We start from the raw sequence: 19,780 nt of genomic DNA on the forward strand, positions 1-19,780 counted from the left end.
TGAGAGAGCAATTTCAAGTTTCAGGATCAGTTCTATAATTGCGTAAATCCAAAACCGTCGACTTGGATGGCCGTCAGTAAGCAAACGATCGCTTGCACTGTAAGCAGTGCAACTGGGATCACGCGTCGTTGCCACGTCCCATTTGCAGTCATCAAGCTCTTGATGACTGGGGCTGCTGCCAGAAGTGCATACGGCATCAGGAAGATCCACAACCGGGCTGCCTCTCCCATATTCTTTCCGCTCGCCCAAAGCACAGCCCAGATGAGAAGGCCGGAAAAGATCCAGATCTGCTCGCGATACTCTTTCTTCACGAGAAAAGCGGCTCCGAGAATTCCACAAATCGTTATTGGAACTCCGATCGCGAACGAACCTTCCAAAAGGTTCACATAAAGCCAATCGAGGTACGTACGAGAATTGTGGTCGTAGAAAACGGAGTGATTCTTGAAGTTCTGAATCCAGACGGTGAACAGGTTCACATCAATAAAATAATAGAGCAGACCAACGTAACTGACTCCAGCGATGATTCCGCCAATGGTCGGGTGAAGTCCCGTTCTGTTCCGTGAAAACGAGTACATCATCTGCAGAAACAGGATGATTCCAACAGTGAAAAATGCAAGACTCAATGAGGCAGCGAAGACAAAGAGAATCGCAGTCAGAACTCCCCAAAGAGTGCTGTTTTTCTCTAATGCTTTCACCCAGAAAAGTTGGAGAAACATCGCCAGACATGGGAATGCAGCATCTGATTTTGGCAGGAAAATGATCATCGCCGGAACCAGCAACCACATCCCCGCAATCATCCTCGCAGTTGAGGTTGATCCGAACTGGCTGACGAGCATGTAAAGCGGAACCACTGTAAACACAGAGACGAATTGAGTGATCAAGACCGACAGCCACAAAGCTGCGGACTCGCCTTCAGTAAGCGGTCGACCGCTTCTCGCCTGTTCCTGAGAGATGAATTGCAATGCGGATCGCACCGACTCCGGAGCAGTCTTCATCACCGTACTACTGAGCTGCTTATTTCGATTGCACTCGTAAATCAGAACACGATGAAGGGTCGTCAGTCCCGGTGGATGCGTGCCGATGTGCAAATAGTTTTCGGGGTTTGACTGATCGCTAATACTCTTTTCGTACTCAGAAAGAAAACGGGGTAAGTTGTGGGCTTCATATCTTGCTTGATGGTAATAGCCCGACGTTCGGGGATAGAACATCACAAAAACGCCACGACCGAGCCCACCTCCCAGTGGCGTCACGCTTTGAACGGCGACTACCCATCCGAGGCCGAGGACAATCAGTCCTGCTAACCAGAAAAAGGTTCGAGGTTTCTTCTGTTCCTGTCTCGTTGACCAAACGAGATACCCCACGAGCAGTCCGGCAGCGATGACCGCCGGGAACAGGTTGAGGAGAGACCCCAATCGCTGTGAGACGCGAGGCCAAACCCATTCACCTGAGACTCCCAACGGAATCTCAGTGAACCACAACACCCAGATCTGGAATGATGCCCCGACGAGACAAAGTACAAGTACCAACCACGGAAAGAAGTGGTTCGCACGTGCTTCAGTCGGACCTGCGGTTATCTTTTTACCAGGCACTCAGCGTCTCGATATTCAAAGCTAGAGCAAATCCAGAATTGGTCTCTACGTTCTGCCTCGTGGGAAGCAGTCTACGAAGTCATGAAAGTGATCTTCATGGATACGATAAGCATTGAAAAGCTCTAATCCAGAAGAGCAATCACGAGTCCGCTGCGTACTTTGGGATCGAACCAGGTCGATTTCGGAGGCATAAATCGATTCTGGTCACAGACGTCAACGAACTGATCCATTGTCACAGGTGCCAGCGAGATCGCCAATTCGAAGTCGCCATTGTTGACACGCTCCACGAGGTACTCGGAAGTCTTATTTCCGCCGACGTAGTTGATGCGTTTATCACGGTTGTCAGACATACCGAGAATTTTGTCGATGATGTGTCGCTGCACGATATCTGCGTCGATGGACTCAGCAGCATTCTCTGGATCATAAGATCCTTCTTTTGGTGTGAGCTCGTACCACTTTCCAGTCAGGTAGACACCGAGTTTGTGAACGGAATCAGGTCGATAGGTTTTTGCATCAGCCACTTCTGCGACATTGAAATTCTCGGCAGCCTGTGCCAGAAAATCTTCTGCTGAAACACCATTCAAAGGCAACAGACGGTTGTAAGGTTCGAGCCCGAGTTGCTTCGTCGGAAAGAAGACGGTGAGGAAGTAGTCTTTTCCGAGTGCCGCTGCTGCAGCGCTGCGATGATTTCCATCAGCGACATAGGCAGCCGGTTCAGCCGCTAACAAGTCGATGAGCCCCTTCTGCTCAGCAGCATCAGTCACCAGCCAAACGCGATGTATGTTGCCAGCTTCGTCGGTCGCCTCGTAGCTGCAATCGCGACCATTGCTGATTGATTCCATCGCAGTTTGTAGCGATCCAGCAGAGTCTTTGACTGCGAGATTCACAGTTCCAATGTAGGCGTTTGTCGCATCGATTAACTGGGCTCGGCCGTTCGCTTTTTCGGGACGAATCCCTTCATTACGAATGATGGTCCCGTGAGGTGTTTCCTCGGTACGAATTTCCTTCGTTGCGGCGTATCCACCGACTCCAAGTTGTGGAGCGTCCGGTCGTTTGGGAGAAGTGATTTCGTAAATCCAGAGCAGGTTCTGAACTTCTTTCGAGAGGGAACTCTTGATGAGCTCCTGCATTTGCTCACCAGAATGCTTCAATGCCTCTGGTCCACCTTCTTCGCAAGCGTTGGCAAGGTCGTCCGTATGACAATGCGCCATGGTGATGCAGAGAACATTGTCGGGTTTCTGCTGAATGAGATCCCAAATTTCTTTGTCGCTTTGAAACTCATCGTAGTTGGGAGCACTGATGCGATGAGCAGCTTCAGAGTCGACAGGGACGAGGGCACGCGTGACGGGATGTAGAGTGACCATGTTGAGCTTAGGATTTCTGGTAGAGTGAGTGGACAAAAATGATATTGCGTCCTATCAGTTTTCAGCGAGAGTTTCAAACGATAGACAATGAATCGCAAAATGTTTGCGAAAGATACTGAGTCAGAGACTTGAAGTCTCTGGTCGACTCGAATTTCAGACAAGGAGAATCGCGTGACGCCACAGGAATTTCGCAGCGTGTTGAGCCAAACATTCGACGACGAAGTGTTGACGCGATCAGAGCGGCGCGCCCTGACAGCTGTCCTGAAAGAACTGAAACCTGCGGAGACGGAACTTGATGTCTATCGCCACGAAGCGTTCGACCTTGCACGTGAGATGCTAACTTCCACACCTGACCAGAAGAAGGTCATCGACTGGCTGGAAGATGTCGTGCGGCTCCTCAAGCCGGCTCGGGAGAACGGAAAGGCAGTCACCACCGAGGCATACTTCAGCCCCGGTAATAAGTGTCGGAATCGAATTCGCTCCTTGCTCCGGCAGTCAAGGTCGTCGGTCGATATCTGCTTGTTCACGATTACAGACAATGAAATTTCCGACATCATCGCCGAGACTCACAATCGCAAGGTCCAGGTTCGCATCATTACCGACGATGAAAAAGTGGATGATGCCGGCTCGGACATTCAGCGATTGTTGCACGCAGGGGTTGAGGTTCGTCTCGATAGTTCACCGTACCACATGCATCACAAATTCGCCCTGTTCGACGAATCGATCCTACTCTGCGGAAGTTACAACTGGACCCGATCCGCGGCAGAGAAAAATGAAGAGAATATCGTGGTGCTTAACGACGAACATCTGGTGACGAAATTCGGAACTGTGTTCAACGAATTATGGGATCAATATGCCTGAGAGCGACAAGTCTTGTCGCAAGAAAACAAGTTGAAACAAACACAAAACAGGCATTTGTGGTAGGATTGGGGGCTACAAGTGATTCAAGCATAGAGGTTTTATGGATTATTCTTCTCGTTTTCGTCTATTGGTCGTCTGGTTCTTTCTCGTATTTGTGACTGGGGCATCGCTCGTTGCTCAGGAGGTTCCAAAGAAGCCCGATTCCGAGTCGGCGAGCACAATCCCGCAGGGAAAGCCGGCGCTCCCGACCATTTCAGAACTGACGGATCAGCGGCAAGTTGCTTCTCAAGATGCTGATCTCAGCGAAGACGTGCGTGGGCAAATCGACGCCCATTTCGCCAAAGCGATCGAGAACCTTCAGGTAGCCAACCAGTCAGATGAACTGATTGCAAAACTTCGAGAAGAGCTCGATGGATCCCCACAACGTGTGATGGCGCTTGAGAAAATCCTGGAAAACCGCAAAACCGAACCGAAGTTTTCTGAAATCAATTTCGATGACGTGACAGAGCTGGATCAGCTCACCAAGCACTGGCAAGACGCTGAAGAAAGGGTCAATGATCTTGAAGATGAGTTACAGAAACTGACCTTGGAACGTGATCGTCGAAATACGCGACGCCCTCAACTCTCGGAACTCCGCACGCAGCTGGAGCAGCAACTTGAAGAGACCACCGCGAAAGTGGCTGCTCCACCTCCTGAAGAAGAAAGTCTGGAACTGACGACAATTCGTCAAACGAGACTCCAAACCCGACTACATCGTCTTCGTCGAGAAATCGCTCAGATTGAACAGGAAATTCGCACCTACGAAGCGACATCGCGTCGCTGGACGCTCGAACAGGATCTCAAAACGTTAGAACTGCAAGAAGCAGAACACATTGCTCAGGTGTGGCAACAGCGGCTTGCAGATGTTCGGATGGAACAAGCGGAACGTGAAGAGAAAGAGGCGACTCGAGCGTTGACTTTGTCGCATTCATCTATTCGAGACGTTGCGAAGCGTAATTCAACACTTGCGAAAGAGAACAGTCTGTTGACTGACACTCTTCAGACGACTCAGGCTGAGTTGGATCAGGTTCATTCTCAACTCGATGCAAGGGAGGAAGAGTTTCGAGCGTTGCAGGAAAGAGCGGAAGCAGCGGAGTATTCTCAGGCAGTGGGCGTACTCTTACGAAGTCGTCGAGTCACACTACCAGATCAAGACGTGATGCGCGCCCGGATTCAGAACCGCCGCAATGAGATCAATTCACTCAACTTGCAGTTGATGGAATGGCAAGCAGAACGAAAAACGTTGGTCGATCTGGATGCTGCAACGATGCGGATTCTTAACACTCTTGAAGATTCTACCCGGTCCGCCAACCTGGAAGACTTACAAGAGCAGGTTCGAGAACTGCTGACTTCACGCTTGAAAATCTTAAGCAATCTCACAGCGAACGGAAGTTCAAAACTCGATCTGCTTGTCCGGCTCGACAGTACAGAGAAACGCCTACTCTCAAAAGTTGAGCATGAAGCTCAATGGTTGGCAGAACACGTTCTGTGGGTCCGCAGTACAGGCGTTCTTGGAACACACCTAAGCATGTTTGCCGATGCAACTCGCATTCTGGCATCTCCGATGCAATGGCAACGCTTCCGCGAAATCTTGTTGAATGATCTCAGCCGGAATAGCTGGGTCTGGGTTTTGTGCTTCATCACAACTGCCGGACTTTTTGTTCTTCGATCCAAACTGAAGTCCCTGGTCAAGAAAATTGGAGAACTTGCAGAACGTCCGAATTGCGTCACGATTCTCCCCACGCTGAAAACGCTCGTATACACGTTACTCATTGCTCTTCCGATTCCGTTGCTTGTTTATAGTTTCGGTTGGCGGATGGTGTTTCTCAGCCAAGGTGAAAACACTCTTCGTACAATCGGGGAGACCTCACAGCTCATCGCCTACATCTGGTTTGTTCTGGCGATGTCCCGGCAAGTCGCACAGAACCACGGCCTTGGTGATGCACACTTCGAGTGGTCCGACAAATCTCTATCAACGATCCGGCAAACGATGCGGATGCTGGAGATGACGTTGATTCCGGCTCTCTTCGTGTTGATTTTTACTGAGAAATTTGGGGACGATGACATCGCTGCGACATTCGGCCGCGTGGCGTTTATTGCCTCAATGATATTTGTTGAACTGGCTCTTTATCGACTGGTGCGACCATCGAGTCCGATTTTGCAGAATCTTGGACAGGAATTTCCCGAGTCACTTCTCTGGAGAGCTCGTTGGGTCTGGACGACAGTTTTACTCTTCGTCCCAGTCGCATTAGCGATCATGTCTGCGACCGGTTTTCACTACACCTCAATTCAATTGACTCGACGCGTCGCAACGACGACCGGCTATACCCTCATCATCGTGCTGGTCATTTCGTTCCTCTTCCGCTGGTTGTTGGTGACTTACCGTAAGTTAGCAATTCGTCGTGCACAGGAACGCAGAAAACAGATTTTGCAGGCGGCACAGAATGAAAATGACCAGCCAATCCCCCCTGATGCTACTCCCGAACTTCGACTGACAGACATCAATGTTCAGGTCCGCAGCTTACTGCGATTGACCGGCGGCGCAAGCTTACTGGTTGCTATGTACATGATTTGGAGTGATGTCCTCCCGGCACTGGGAGTTTTGGGAAGAATTTCGATAGGCTGGGATAATGGAATCGCTGGCCTCTCCTCAGATGGCCTTCCGATTCCTGTCACAGTCGCTGATTTTCTCACTTCAGTGACGATTCTTGCACTGACCCTCTTCGCTTCGAGTAACCTCCCCGGACTGTTGGAAATTTCCATTCTGCAACGACTCCCCATGGACGCAGGGGCAAGATATGCAGCGAGTACGGTTTCTCGTTATCTCATCGTCGTGACGGGACTGGTCCTCAGTTTTCGTGGGATTGGAATCGGATGGTCGAGCGTGCAATGGCTTTTGGCTGCGATGAGTGTCGGGCTCGGATTCGGCTTGCAGGAGATCTTTGCAAACTTTGTTTCCGGGATTATTTTATTGTTCGAAAGACCGATTCGAGTTGGCGATACGGTGACAATCGGTGAGATCACAGGGACCGTCACGCGCATTCAAATCCGAGCGACAACTGTCCTCGATTGGGACAACAAAGAACTCATTGTTCCAAATCGGGAATTTGTGACCGGGAATCTGGTCAACTGGACACTCTCAAGTCCCACGCTCCGCGTCATCTTGAAAGTTGGCATTGCATACGGAAGCGACACACGGCTTGCAACAAAACTTCTCTACGAAATTGCCGAGAAGAATCCCAACGTTCTCGATGAACCGGAACCGGTTGTTGTCTTCTCTGAGTTCGGTGACAGTACGCTAAACTTAGAGTTGCGCCTCTACGTCAATGGCCTGTTCACATACCGTCGACTCAAGCATGAACTGAACACAGCCATTGATGACCTGTTCAAAGAACATTCGATCGAAATCGCATTCCCTCAACGAGATCTTCATGTCCGTTCGATGCCTGCAGAAATGTTGAACCTCGAACAGAACAACTCTGACCTGCCGGACCTGAGTGAGATCCCCTCGACCAATTAATGATCAATTTCTCACAATTGCATGGCTTCGCCGGATCTCTTGGCGTTGGTCAAGGTGTTGCATCATTTCTTCAAATCATCACTGAATATGGTTCTGCTCTTGAGCTTGTACTGGCGAACCTTCATCCAACGATGACGCATACTGAGACTCTGCTGGTGCGTTATAATCCTCTTGGCTGCAGTGGGTTGCAGCTTTGTGGTGTGTTTTTTGAGTATCTTTTGCGGCTGAGTGATTCTTTGATTTTGGACTATCTTTGATGAAAGGCGTTTTTTTCTGAGAAAACGTGTCACATGCTTTTTGATTCTCCGCTGAGAGTTTTACCGGCCAACAGGGCCAACACCAAAAACTCAAAACAACAGACCGGAGAATGAAGATGTTTCGCTCAACCCTCAACTGCCTGTTCACTGTGACTGTTTTCGCTGGTTTCTTCGCTGAAACATCTTTGGCTGACTCAAGATCCAACTCGGGCCGTAGCAACTCATCATTCAACCGCTCATCATCATCTTCCCGCAGCAGTTTTGGTCAGCGTAGTTCAGGTGGCTCGTCTTCATCACGATACAAAAATTTCTCCGGGAACCGATCAAGCTCATCGAATCGGAGTTTCAACGGCAATCATCATGGAAGCAGCCACCATGGGAGCAATCACGGCGGGCATTTCAACTCTCATCACAAATTGAATAATCACCATGGCGGACACTTCAATTCACACCACAACAACCGTCATTTTGGAGGGCATCACTTCGGTGGTCATTACAACAACCATCACAACTCGCACCACAATTCACACGGACATTTCAAAAGCCACAACAATCATCATGGCGGGCATCATGGTGGGCATCACGCGAGTCACCACAACAGTGGCCACAGCAACAACGGACACAGCAATCGATACTAAGCCGAACGAATGCAGCGTGAGATGAAAAATGCGATGAGCCGGACACAACTCGTGTCCGGCTTATCGCATTGATGCTCTAGCGATTCTCTGAAAAAGATGTCCTTGGCAAATCTCGTGGATTTGAGAGTTTCGTCACAAGAAAAGCACTCTTCACGGGAACAAGAGGCATGAGAGTGTTTTAGTCGACAGATTTTGCGAATAATGTTGGCTTGGTCTCGCGAAGAATTTCCAGAATGTTCTGTCGATCAGATTTCGTCAGGTTCTCGAATTCATCATCCTCGGGGGAGCTTTCTAGAACCTCGATAAGACGCTTTGACACATAATCCTTCATGATTATGGGTAAAGCGTCGAAAGCTTCTGAGTAAATTAAGTAGCTGCACGGGTATTTGAAGATGCGGGATTGCAAATCAAAATCGCGAAGCGACCGCCCTTTGGAGTCTCTTTTTCCACAAGATTCGAAATCCTCGCGAAAACTGGACACCCCTTGAATTGGAGAAGTTAACTGGAATTCGTCCGCAAACAACATGCAGGCAACGATTCTCTCACCCACACTGGCGACGCGTCTGTGTGTTGAATCACTGATATAATCTTCCTCGCGTTCCAAGGCTTTGTTCATCACAGTGTTGTAATGCAAAGCGCTGCGAGCTTCGAAATTGCCACGCGTTAACAAGTTGTGCAATTCGAGTTGATGTGCGAGAACCATCAATGCGACCAGATCGCTGGTCTCTTCCAGATATGGGGTTGTATCAACGAGATCGCTGATGTCGGTAAGGTTTGCACCGGTTTCTCTGTCCAGGGAATCGAGCCGGACGTTTTTCGGAGAAATGACATTCCCCATATGTCTCATCTCTCCATGTGTCCCGCTGACGTACCAAGCTCCAAACCGTTTCTCGAACGGGCTGGACTGTTTCGTGGTGTATGTCCCTGATCCATAGTGAGGTTGACCGGAACGGTCAGCAAATACAGATCGCATCAAATGTCCCGGGACCCCTTCTGTTCTCGAAGAAGCATGGCACGTAATGCACTGCCCTTGGTCTCGGACCAGTTGAGGTCGATCAACTTTTGTCGTGTCGAGGCTGTAGAAGACTCCGCCCAGTTGAGGGTCGGCAGTCGAAATCTCAATGACATCCCCACCTTGAACAAAGCCGACGTAAGTGTCGTCGTTGAAGTAGAGGGCGCGCGGTTTTTTAGGAGTGATACGGCGAAGTTGCAGGCTTGTTTTAGAGAAGACGAGCATTTGTGAAGAGCGAGGAATCTTCAGAGCGTCCAGGATCGCTGGAAGGTAGCCGGTCTTTTCATCGTACTTCAGTTCGAGCTTACCTTCGTCGAGTTGCTTTTGAAGCTGAGCGATAGAATCAGTGGGGGCCGAATCAGAGTAGTTGATCGGTGCTGCTTCAAACTCAAGCTGAGCAACCGCTGATGTGCAGTTCCCGATGATGATCAGCGAGGCGATTGCAAAGGTGTATCGGTTGAACGGCAGCATTTTCGGAGCTCCCAAATCTCAGATGAAACTAAAGCGGACCTGCGTGTCCATTTTAGCTTCCGATACCGCATCTGTCACGAATAGAATGGCAAGAAGAGCAGTTGATCTCAAAATCCCGACACGCCTGCGGACGGTGCTCATAGTGCTGACAAGCCAAAGTTTCAGGGTCGAACCACATGCAGGGATTTTCTTGCAGGTTGAATCGGATCTCCCAAGATGGCATGATTTCTGCGATCAAACCTTCGGGGACGTTTCGCAGCTTTGCTTCATGTTGTCCGTCAATCACCACAAAAGGTGGAACCGGGGTTTGCATACAGCAGGCTCCACATCCTTCACAACTCTCAATTATTGGAAGATTGGCAATCTCGGAGTGTTTAAGCATATAGGTCTTTTTTTTAGCGAGCAATAATTTGAGTTCAAAAAAAATGAGCCTCCGGGATCTGTCGCCAGAGGCTCTTTCGATTCTGTTAGAGACCGACTACGAAGTCGCGCCTTCTGTCTCTGCGTCTTCTGAAGATTCTGCTTCTTTTTCAGCGGCTTTCTTTTTCTTTTCTTCCAGTTCGGCAAGATACTTTTCAGGATCTTCGAGAAGAGGTCCTCGGCATCCTTCACAGCAGATGAAGATGGGTTGACCATCGACCATCACTTTGACAGGCGTTCCCATTCCACCAAGCTCACCACCAACTGGGCAGAATATTTGAGCTTCGACCAACGCTTTGTCTTCTGCAGAGAGTTCTGGCGCTGCTGCTTCACCAAGTTCGACATCTGTCACCTCTTCAGTCGCTGCTGGTTCGGTCTCAGTCGTCGTTTCGGATTTGTTTGCACATCCTGTTGCCATCCCGAGTGTGAGGATGAAACAGGTCAGAAGTTGCTTGTTCAACATCTCAGTATTTCCTTAAATCGAGTTTTGAATACGAGCTGAGTCTTGAAGCTGCGCTCGGTTGTTTAAAGTTGTTTGATTCGAGGCCTCTATTCAAATAGAGGCCTATGAGTTATCCAAGTCATGTTGTTCTGATAGGTCAGTGGTGTGCTCAGTAATGTGCTCAGCGGTGTGCTTTGTCAGGCACTATTCAGCCTGAGAGCCAGCCCGGTAACTTGGGACTGGTTTAGCAAATTCTGAGTCAATGACGCATGGCATCAGTATTTGGAGAGGCACCATACACTATTCTAGGAGATATATTCAAAATCACCAGTCAGAAGTGCTTGAGGAGTTCTTCAGGAACCATAATGGGAGGGATTTTCCCACTGTTTTATCGCTGGATGACAGTTTTCAGAAAAGCTCTGAATCAAACATGTCTGAACGACTTTCTATTTCGTTTCTGGCCGCAGCTCTGCTGCAACGAAATTGTCTTTCCCTGCAATTTCCTTGACTGCGGAAATTAGCTCGTCACCCTTGATCAGGCAGTCAGAGACTCTTGATTCTGTTGTGTTCTCAAGAAGTACACCGTACGGAGCGCAATCCAGAATAGAGCAGTTCGTAATGTTCACTCGTTTGCAGTTCTGGACATTCACAACTCCCTTTCCGAATTTGATACCTGTGATGTGATTCGCAGAGAAGGTGACACCTGTTGAGTTCTCAATCAGAATCGCGTCTTTGCTGAGGGCTCCATCTCCATAGTGGTAGCGCGGGTTCCGGTCGAACATGTTGCCTGTGACAACCACACTTTCAGACCCTGTGATCTTCAGGTTGTGTTCGTAGCCTTTCCAGACGGTGTTGCCTGTAATCGCGACACTGCGAGCGTTAGTGATTTCGATGTTGACGTGCACATCGGAAAGAACGTTATCCGCGATGGTGAGATGTCCATGACGTGTTTCGTCGGTGAACGGTCGCGGAGTGCTTTCGCCATGGTATCGAATGTTGGCGGAATTCGGTGAGTGGTGGTCGTGTTGAATCGTGCAACCGACAATAGCAACCTCAGCGACTGAGCCCCCTCGCGAGTCGAGTTCAATATTGGCACTGGGAGTTGAATCGGGACCGCCCATGTTTCCTTCAATATCACACGTTCCAATATGAATATTGCGGACGTCGCCTCCCTTGTTCACGATGCCTCCCAGCTTGTTGTAGCTGATGTGACAGCCGATGATGTTTGACTGGTGCAGGCTGACTTTGTCATAAAAAATACCGACACCACTGTTCTCATAGATATGGCAGTCAGCGATTAAGACATTCCGGTTGCGTTTGACAAGGTGGATGCCGTGATGCAATTTGCGGAGCACAACCCGTGTGATTGTGGCCTGCATTGTTCCGGTCACTTCGATGCCGTTTGCTTCGGGATGATTTCCAACGATTTCAACTCCTTCGACCATTGGCGATCGCTGATTTTTCCAGACATTCTCTTTCACTGTTCTGGGGGCGGCAGTCCCTTCATGTGTCCCGATGAAGCGAAACGCCGGACCTGGGCCATCCATGAGAACGGTCGCTGTTCCGTCTCCACTGATAGAAATGGGGCCGGTTTTGTCGAGATCGATTTCGATGGTTTTGGTAATTCGAAAAACGCCTTTAGGAAATGTGAGTGGTGCTTTCTTCTCCGAAATCCATTGATTGATCACAGTTGTGTTGTCGGTCGTTCCATCTCCGACGAGTTTGGGAGTGTTGGCTGCTTCCTGGGCTTCGGTAGTGCAAACTGCAATTCCCGAAATGAACATTCCGATGCACAGACACGTAAAGAGTCGTGAGTAATTGAGGCTGTTGAAAGTCGCGAAGCGTCTCATAGTGTTGTCTTCCAATTGGGGCAGTGTAATCGTCAGTGTTGTTAAGTGTTGTTGTTTTGTGCAGTCGTCAGCGAGGACGAAAAAAATACAAAGTCGGTTCGGAAGATACTGACATATCGTTCATCAGTTTTCGAGTGACTGTGCCGGGGGAATCCCCTTCGATGTGCGGAATCTTCCTGCATTCGGCATGAGAAATCATCGGATTAATCGGTGCAACTGTTTCTTCGGTGAGACTCTTTTAGCTCGTCAGTTCCGGTTGCCATGGTTTACGTGCTGAGATCCAGATGTTGATCATGCACATCTCTCATGAAGTGATAAAGTCGTATTGAGGTCTGAGGTCGTGTGGCCGCCCTGACGCCGACTTGATTCAGGTGGAACGAGATTTGGACCCATTGGAATTTTATGGAAGGACCAAGACCTTCATCTGTTATTCGTCCCGTCAAACTTTTACGGCGTCTCCAAAATGATCGTGCAGAATCAATGCTCAACTGGCAGGAATTGATTGCTCAGAGGTTGCAAGGTCAATCGCTCCCGCAGCTACCGTCTCGGATTCAGATTCCGCGTCCTCCTCAGTGCATCGCCGAATTTTTACAACTTGTTGACCGACCGAGCACTCCGCTGAATGAACTGGCATTGCTGATTGAGAAGGATTCAGAAATTGCCACCAGCGTTCTGCGGATTGTGAATGGTTCACAAATGATGCTGCGAGAGCGGGTCTCGTCGATTTCGCGCGCTATCGGAATACTTGGTCTTCAACGCTGTAAAATGCTTGTCATGAGCGCAGCCATTCAAGCCTCGATGAGCAAATGTTCGGGCTCGCACAAGCAGATGAGAAACCTGCTTTTAGAGTCTCAGGAACGTGCGTTATACGCTCGGCGAGTCTGTGGAATGACGGGCGGTGATCCAGAAGTGGCCTACATTTCTGCCCTGCTGCAAGATCTATTGCTTCCACATTTAATGGAAGCTCATTCCGAACTCTACGAGACCTACCGCCCCGAGAAAAACAGGCTCGTTGAACTTGAGAACGGCCAACTCAATGGTGATCACTCAATCTTCACGGCTGCGTTGCTTTCACAATGGAACTTCGCTGACGGTGTCGTCGCAAGTGTGGTGATGCACCATTCACATGATGAAATCTTGCGAAACGAATTACTTGTTCGCTCGGAAATTGGAGCTGTGGCAGTGAGCGGATTGCTACCCGGAACGTTTCAACAGGAACCAAAAGGGATATCGCTTTTAATGGAGTATCAAAAGCAAATCCCTGAATTTGATTTCTTGCAGGCCGCTGCAGACGTGGATGAAGAGTTGACTACGTTGATCGGAACATCGCCTATGAGAACAACACTCGGCGACCGCCTGAGTCGACTCGCCTGTGCCGCCATCCAAGAGAATCAGGAACAGGTGAGCTGGGTTGAGCGAACTCTTGGTAGCTATACGTTAGAAGAGAAGATCGGACAGGGAGGAGTCGGCGTCGTTTATCGCGCACGGCATTCCATGTTACGGCGACCGGCAGCTGTGAAGATGTTGAAGACCGCAACATTGAGCCAGCAGGTTCTGGAGCGTTTTGAAGTCGAAGCACACATCACCAGCGAGCTTTCAAGTCCGCACACAGTTCAAGTGTATGACTACGGAATGACGTCCGATGGAACGCTGTACTATGTGATGGAATATCTGAAAGGGATGAGCTTGAGCGAGCTCGTTGCGAATTACGGTCCCCTGCCGGAAGATCGCGTCATTCATCTTCTCTGTCAGGTTTGCGGCTCGTTGGCAGAAGCTCATTCAAAAGGGTTAGTTCATCGTGACATCAAAGCAGAAAATATTGCTTTGACAGTCTGTGGCGGAGCCCATGATTTTGTGAAAGTTCTCGACTTTGGACTGGTTGCAGTGAAAGATGAAATTCCTGATTTACCTGACTCTTGCAAGATTATGGGGACGCCTGCGTATATGGCTCCCGAAGCAATCCAGGCTCCCGATCTCGTTGACGAACGAACGGATCTCTACGCATTGGGAGCCGTCGCCTATTTCTGCATCACCGGAAAGTTGCTGTTCGAAAATCTGACGTTGCCTCAACTTCTTCGTGCACAAGTCGCTGAGACTCCAAAGTTCGGGGAGATGCCCTGCTCTGATGAGTTTCGAGCAATTATTCAAAGCTGCCTTCAAAAAAAATCGGCAGATCGCCCACAAGGAGTGATGGAACTGGCGAGCCAACTCGGCCGGTGCCAGGCTGCAAACTCATGGTCGTTTGAAGAGGCTCAACAATGGTGGAAAGAGCATGTAGACAGTTCTCGAAAGAATGCGTCCCATGTTTTGATTCCGAGTCTTGAAACGCAACTGGCTCCGACCAAGGATCAAGACGAAACTGTGATCTTCAGTGACTGATCATCTTTCGCGATCAGGTTGGATTGCGAGTCGGTCGTTTTACCCGAGACTGGGAACTGCGGGTTATCTCTTCTGGCACTTGGGGCAGTAGAAAGTAGAACGTTGAGCCTGAACGATTCGCCGAATTGATGAGGTCTCACAAGTTTTGCATGGCTCTCCTTCCTTCGCGTACACACAATGTTTGTTCTGGTACGATCCATTCTGATTCAGAGCATTTCGATAAGTCCCATCGTTCAGCGTTGAGCCTTCATACTGAATGGCTTCGTGAAGAATACGATTCATCGCTTTGTGAATCCGGTCAACTCGCTGACGCGAAAGCTTTGCAGCTTCTGTTTTCGGAGAGATCCTGGCTTCGTGAAGAATTTCGCTGGCATAAAGGTTCCCAACACCCGCAACCAGCTTTTGGTCCAGCAACGCAACTTTGATTGCTCGCTTCGTTTCTTTCAGACGTGCCAACAGTTCGTCGACAGAGATCTCCAAAGCATCCGGACCAAGAACGTGTTCTCCAAGGGCAACGTCAAATTCCTGATGCGACATCAATCGCAATGTTCCGAGACCTCGCCGGTCCCAAATCCAGACAGACTGCTTTTGCTTTCCGCGAGAGAGACAAAACTCGAACCTCAAATGTTCGAGGCTCGGCGGGTCGGACAGCAGTGCCAAACCGGTCATTCGAGGTTCAAAGACTATGACGTCCTCTTTGAACCGAATGACGATCCGTTTTGCCTTTCGCTCCACAGCCTCGACTTTCTGTCCGCGAACACGCTGTGTGAATTCATTAAGAGCTGGAGTGACGCTGAGCGGTTTTTTTGTACAGGGACAGGCCCGCAACTCTACGAGCTTGTAGCCTTGCATCGCGGGGCGGATTCCGCGGACCATCGTTTCAACTTCTGGGAGTTCGGGCATAAGAGCATCATCTTCGGGCGAATTAAGGGGGCGAACGTCGTCTGTCTCTTGAAGAACCTGATGGTCGTCAAATGCGTTTCATCAGAACATTCGGAATAAACCTCACAACGCTTGTAGCTTCTTAAGGAATTGTATCGACTGTTCTCATTCTTTTGACCCGTTTGAACAGTCTCCAGAGTACCGATAAACTTTCCTCAAAAGTTCTTGACGTGTGCATGACATAAGACGATGCTAGGAAATGGTGTCGGTTCACATGTTTAATCGTATGCACTGATATTCTACCGTCGCGACCCTTCTACCATTCCGTTGGAGTGACTGAACAATGAGATTTGAAATACTAAAACAACGCACATGGTCCGCAATGCAAATTGCGGCAGTATTGACGATGAGCGTTGTGTTCAATGTCCCGGTGTTCGCTCAGGATGCAGATGTCGCAGAGGGATTCTTTGCAGCTGGCGAATTTGCCGCTGGAAATGAAGCGACAACGCGACGAACGGCGGTTGTCGAGAAAGCTCGGCGTCAGACCCTTCAAGGGGGGACCGGAGCCGATTTCGATTCACTGATTGAATTGATTCAGGATCAGACGTCCGGACCTTGGTTCGAGATCGAGCAAGAAGGGGGAACAATCAGCGAGTTCGAAAGTGGAGTTCGTGTTGATCCAAACGGCGTTCTTGCAATGACTTCGAAGAAAGACCTGAGCGGCGTTCTGGCTGCAATGGGTATTAAGGCTCGCAAAGCTGCCTTGAATGAAGAGATGGCACGCCAGTCAAACTTGCGTCTCGTTTCACTGACTCGACTCGAAAAATTGATCGCTGAGCGAATCGCTAGCGGCAAGCCTGTTTTGGAATCGATGCAGCAACTGGCTGGTCTTTCTCAGGTTGAATACGTTTTTGTCTATCCTGAAACCGGCGAAGTCGTCATCGGCGGTCCAGCAGAAAGTTGGGAGTACAACGAGTACGGTACTGCCGTCGGCACCGAAAGCGGTCGTCCAATTCTTCAGCTCGATGACTTGGTGACTGTCATGCGAACCTTCAGCCCTGAAGGAATGAACATCTTCGGCTGCTCGATCGATCCAAAGCCAGAGAACATCAAAGCTGTGAAAGAATTCGCAGCCACATCACAGGCTCGCGGCCCGTTGAGCCCAGCCGGTGTTCGCCGCTGGTCCAGCAAAATCGGAGAGATTCTCGGATTGCAAGACATCACTGTTTACGGTGTTCCTGCGAATAGTCGAGTCGCCCGCGTGTTGGTTGAAGCAGACTACCGCATGAAACTGATCGGCATTGGCAAGCTCGAAGCTGGTTCAAACATTCCTGACTACTTCGAACTCCTCAAGAAAGACCCTGCTCTTGCGAGTGGTGGACTGGATGCCATGCGATGGTGGATGACCATGAAGTACGACGAAGTTCTTCACTCAGAAAACCAGAATGTGTACAAAATCCGTGGCTCAGCTGTGAAGTGTCTTTCAGAAAATCAGTACCTGAACGACAAAGGCGAACGAGTCAACACTGGAAAAGCAGAGCCTGTGAATCGTTTGTTCGCTCAAAACTTCACCGAGCACTATCCAGAACTTGCTGAAAGAGATTCCATTTTCGCAGACCTTCAAAGTGTCTTTGACTTGGCCTTGGTCGCTGCTTTGATTGAAAAAGATCAGCTTGATGACAAAGCAGGTTGGGACCGTGGCGTCTTCGCCGTGAACGGAGCCTACAATCCTGAGGCATATGCCGTCCCACAACAGACTGAATCTGTTGTGTCGCACCGCGTCTTCAACGGCAAAGATGTTGTTCTCCAAGTCGCAGGTGGTGTCCGAGCCGATTTGGCTTCCGTGTTGAAAGACACGCAAGTCGTCAAAACATCGCCAAGGCTCGATGGAATCGCTGATGCCGCAAAAGCAGTCGATGTCCCACAGAACCGCTGGTGGTGGGACGCCAACTAATTGAGGGCTGCACCTTCAAGTGCGAAGCAATGTGATCTCACCAGGGAGGGAGACTTGAAATTTCAATTAACGAGGGGCGTTTGCCTCTCGTTTTTTCTTTTGATGTTCGCGGTCGGAGCTTCTTTCGCAGAGGAGCCGGCACTGCAATCTCAACATCCTGTTGCACCAAATCTTGAAGAACTCGTCCGTTTTGTGGTCATCGAATCTTCGGTCGAACCTTATTTCAACGACAAGTATTGGAATAAAACTTCGGGACGATTTGATGGGTTTCGAATCCGTGGTCTCAGAATCTCGAAACGGAAAAAAGAAGTACGACATGGGTTTTGTCGTAAGTATTCCGCCTCGCTAGTGAATCCTGAAAAGCACTTTCAGTTCGAAATCAAGGAAACGACACTCCCGAACTTTGACGGGCAGGCCTATCTCATTGAGACCAAATTACGTGCTCGGTGCGAAGGGACATTTGCTCATTACGTGTACGGTGTGAAAGGGATCAACGGGACAACCATCGCAGATGCTGACGTCCGGGTTCGACTTGTGGTGACGCTGAAACCAACGGCTCAATTCTCGATCACCGATCCGATTCCGAAGTTCTCCCTCAATGCTGAAGTACGAGATGTTGATTTCAAACTGAAAGATATTGATGTTCGTAAAGTGGGCGTTTTGGATGGGAAATTCGTCGAGGTCTTGGGAGACGGCTTTCAGGAAGTTTTCGAGCAGTTGATCCAGAATCAGGAAAAACGCGTCAAGAAAAAGCTGCAAAAGGAACTCGACGATCTTCAGGGAATTTCACGCAAGGTCTCTCCAGAAAAATAGGGATCGAGTTTCTGGAGATTGTTGGAATCGGCGTTGTTGCGCGACGGCGTTCGCATCGGAGGAGGCCTCGGTGACGCAAGTTCCAACTCCACGAACTTTCGCTCTTCGATGCCCTGCCTTCCTGGTCTTTCCCGCTCTCGCTGGGAAAAGGTAATGTGAATGAGAGTGATGTGGAAAAGGGAAATTCCTGACATTGCGAGCATCCCAGCAGGTGTTTTGGCGATTGGCATCGTCATTATTGGTGGCTTGATTCTCCAAAATTTCAGAATTGGTCAGTTCGTGGCAACTTTGGGTATTGTATGGCTTGAGAGGTTCTGAGAAGATTGTCAGGTGTATTGTCATTGGAGGACAGGCTTCAGGAGCAGGACGCTTGAACGGTCGATATCAAGATCAAGTTGTAGTCATTACCGGTGTGAACGACCGAGGGATCGGTGGTGCGATCGCCGAACGCTTGGCTGAAGAGGGAGCAAAGCTCGCGATCCTCTGGCGCGAACGCCCAAAGCGGTTGCTAAATCGCCTGAACAAGCGCGGAGCCGAGTACCTCGAACTTGCTTGTGATGTCACTCAGCAAACTTCCGTCGACGCAGCGATTTCTGCTATCGTCGAACGTTTCGAGTCTATTGACGTTTTGGTGAACAACGCGGGTGTTGAACATTCTTCAACGCTGGAAGAAACAAACGACGACCAATGGCAGCAGGTTCTCGATGTGAATCTGACTGGAGCAATGCGAGTCATTCGTTCATCGATTCCGCATTTCACCGAGCAGTCCGGTGCGATCGTGAATCTTGCTTCAGTTCTTGGAATCGCAGGCTGTGGTGGTTTCCCTGCGTACTCTGCGACGAAAGCGGGAATCATTGGACTGACTCAGTCACTTGCGATGGAACTGGCCCCACGTGGAATCCGAGCCGTTTGTGTTGCCCCTGCTCTGGTTCATACCCCAATGATCCATAAATACGTCGCTAATATGACCAGCGAATCAGAAGAGCAGATCCGTCAGGCCCACCCCCTGGGAGTCGGCTCGCCGCAAGATGTAGCTGCTGCAGTCGCTTTTGTTGCCTCGCAAGAAGCACGCTGGATCACCGGAATTACCCTTCCCTTGGGGTGGTCGGCAGCCTTTCCGCTTCCTATGCAACAATTTCTGCCCACGAAAGCTGAAGAGCCGGACTCAAGTGCGAAGCTTTTGAAGTTCGACGAATGGGCAGCACCAGCTGAAGAAGAAAAACCTCTCCGACGCGCCACTGGCTGACGTTCATTTCGCTGCTGCGGTTCGCTATAGTTGCTCTTTTGTT

At 49.7% G+C, this 19,780-nt stretch carries 15 protein-coding genes; 8 read left to right on the forward strand and 7 right to left on the reverse strand.

Annotated features, from left to right (window positions below; all coding sequences use genetic code 11):
- Positions 1-32: 32 nt before the first annotated feature.
- Both Mal48_RS07625 and Mal48_RS07630 read right to left on the reverse strand, forming a co-directional pair.
- Positions 33-1,589: a hypothetical protein gene (locus tag Mal48_RS07625; RefSeq protein ID WP_145197642.1), complete on the reverse strand. Its 1,557-nt coding sequence runs from the start codon at positions 1,587-1,589 to the stop codon at positions 33-35.
- A 122-nt stretch (positions 1,590-1,711) separates the two neighbouring features.
- Positions 1,712-2,953, reverse strand: coding sequence for a DUF1015 domain-containing protein (locus Mal48_RS07630; RefSeq protein WP_145197644.1), 1,242 nt, complete (start codon positions 2,951-2,953; stop codon positions 1,712-1,714).
- Between the two features lie 171 nt (positions 2,954-3,124).
- Here Mal48_RS07630 and Mal48_RS07635 point away from each other — a divergent pair, with 171 nt between their 5' ends.
- The 4 genes from Mal48_RS07635 (at position 3,125) to Mal48_RS07650 (ending at position 8,293) form a co-directional block, all read left to right on the forward strand.
- Positions 3,125-3,814 carry a phospholipase D-like domain-containing protein gene (locus Mal48_RS07635; protein ID WP_145197646.1) on the forward strand — a complete coding sequence of 230 codons (690 nt, stop codon included), beginning with the start codon at positions 3,125-3,127 and terminating at the stop codon, positions 3,812-3,814.
- A gap of 100 nt (positions 3,815-3,914) precedes the next feature.
- Positions 3,915-7,373: a mechanosensitive ion channel domain-containing protein gene (locus Mal48_RS07640; protein ID WP_145197648.1), complete on the forward strand. Its 3,459-nt coding sequence runs from the start codon at positions 3,915-3,917 to the stop codon at positions 7,371-7,373.
- Positions 7,373-7,630: a hypothetical protein gene (locus tag Mal48_RS07645; protein WP_145197650.1), complete on the forward strand. Its 258-nt coding sequence runs from the start codon at positions 7,373-7,375 to the stop codon at positions 7,628-7,630. Before Mal48_RS07640 ends, Mal48_RS07645 begins: the two co-directional genes overlap by 1 nt.
- Before the next feature lie 429 nt (positions 7,631-8,059).
- Positions 8,060-8,293: a hypothetical protein gene (locus Mal48_RS07650; protein ID WP_145197652.1), complete on the forward strand. Its 234-nt coding sequence runs from the start codon at positions 8,060-8,062 to the stop codon at positions 8,291-8,293.
- A gap of 153 nt (positions 8,294-8,446) precedes the next feature.
- Here Mal48_RS07650 and Mal48_RS07655 read toward each other — a convergent pair whose 3' ends face one another.
- The 4 genes from Mal48_RS07655 to Mal48_RS07670 form a co-directional block, all read right to left on the reverse strand.
- Complete coding sequence (locus Mal48_RS07655) at positions 8,447-9,751, reverse strand: hypothetical protein (RefSeq protein WP_145197654.1); 1,305 nt, start codon at positions 9,749-9,751, stop codon at positions 8,447-8,449.
- A gap of 52 nt (positions 9,752-9,803) precedes the next feature.
- Positions 9,804-10,133 carry a YkgJ family cysteine cluster protein gene (locus tag Mal48_RS07660; RefSeq protein WP_145197656.1) on the reverse strand — a complete coding sequence of 110 codons (330 nt, stop codon included), beginning with the start codon at positions 10,131-10,133 and terminating at the stop codon, positions 9,804-9,806.
- A gap of 96 nt (positions 10,134-10,229) precedes the next feature.
- Positions 10,230-10,634: a hypothetical protein gene (locus Mal48_RS07665; protein ID WP_145197658.1), complete on the reverse strand. Its 405-nt coding sequence runs from the start codon at positions 10,632-10,634 to the stop codon at positions 10,230-10,232.
- Positions 10,635-11,059: 425 nt separating this feature from the next.
- The gene (locus Mal48_RS07670; protein ID WP_145197660.1) at positions 11,060-12,463 is read right to left on the reverse strand and encodes a right-handed parallel beta-helix repeat-containing protein; all 1,404 of its coding nucleotides are present in this window, start codon (positions 12,461-12,463) and stop codon (positions 11,060-11,062) included.
- Positions 12,464-12,943: 480 nt separating this feature from the next.
- Here Mal48_RS07670 and Mal48_RS07675 point away from each other — a divergent pair, with 480 nt between their 5' ends.
- Positions 12,944-14,842: a protein kinase domain-containing protein gene (locus Mal48_RS07675; protein WP_197442152.1), complete on the forward strand. Its 1,899-nt coding sequence runs from the start codon at positions 12,944-12,946 to the stop codon at positions 14,840-14,842.
- 63 nt (positions 14,843-14,905) lie between these two features.
- Here Mal48_RS07675 and mutM read toward each other — a convergent pair whose 3' ends face one another.
- Positions 14,906-15,745: a bifunctional DNA-formamidopyrimidine glycosylase/DNA-(apurinic or apyrimidinic site) lyase gene (gene mutM, locus Mal48_RS07680; protein ID WP_145197664.1), complete on the reverse strand. Its 840-nt coding sequence runs from the start codon at positions 15,743-15,745 to the stop codon at positions 14,906-14,908.
- Positions 15,746-16,067: 322 nt separating this feature from the next.
- On the opposite strand from mutM, the gene Mal48_RS07685 reads away from it, so the two are divergent.
- The 3 genes from Mal48_RS07685 (at position 16,068) to Mal48_RS07695 (ending at position 19,737) form a co-directional block, all read left to right on the forward strand.
- Entirely contained in the window at positions 16,068-17,678 is a 1,611-nt protein-coding gene (locus Mal48_RS07685) for a DUF1598 domain-containing protein (protein WP_145197666.1), read from the forward strand.
- Between the two features lie 54 nt (positions 17,679-17,732).
- Positions 17,733-18,491: a hypothetical protein gene (locus tag Mal48_RS07690; RefSeq protein WP_145197668.1), complete on the forward strand. Its 759-nt coding sequence runs from the start codon at positions 17,733-17,735 to the stop codon at positions 18,489-18,491.
- 370 nt (positions 18,492-18,861) lie between these two features.
- Positions 18,862-19,737: an SDR family NAD(P)-dependent oxidoreductase gene (locus tag Mal48_RS07695; protein WP_197442153.1), complete on the forward strand. Its 876-nt coding sequence runs from the start codon at positions 18,862-18,864 to the stop codon at positions 19,735-19,737.
- Positions 19,738-19,780 lie beyond the last annotated feature (43 nt).

Source organism: Thalassoglobus polymorphus (assembly GCF_007744255.1).
GTDB lineage: Bacteria > Planctomycetota > Planctomycetia > Planctomycetales > Planctomycetaceae > Thalassoglobus > Thalassoglobus polymorphus.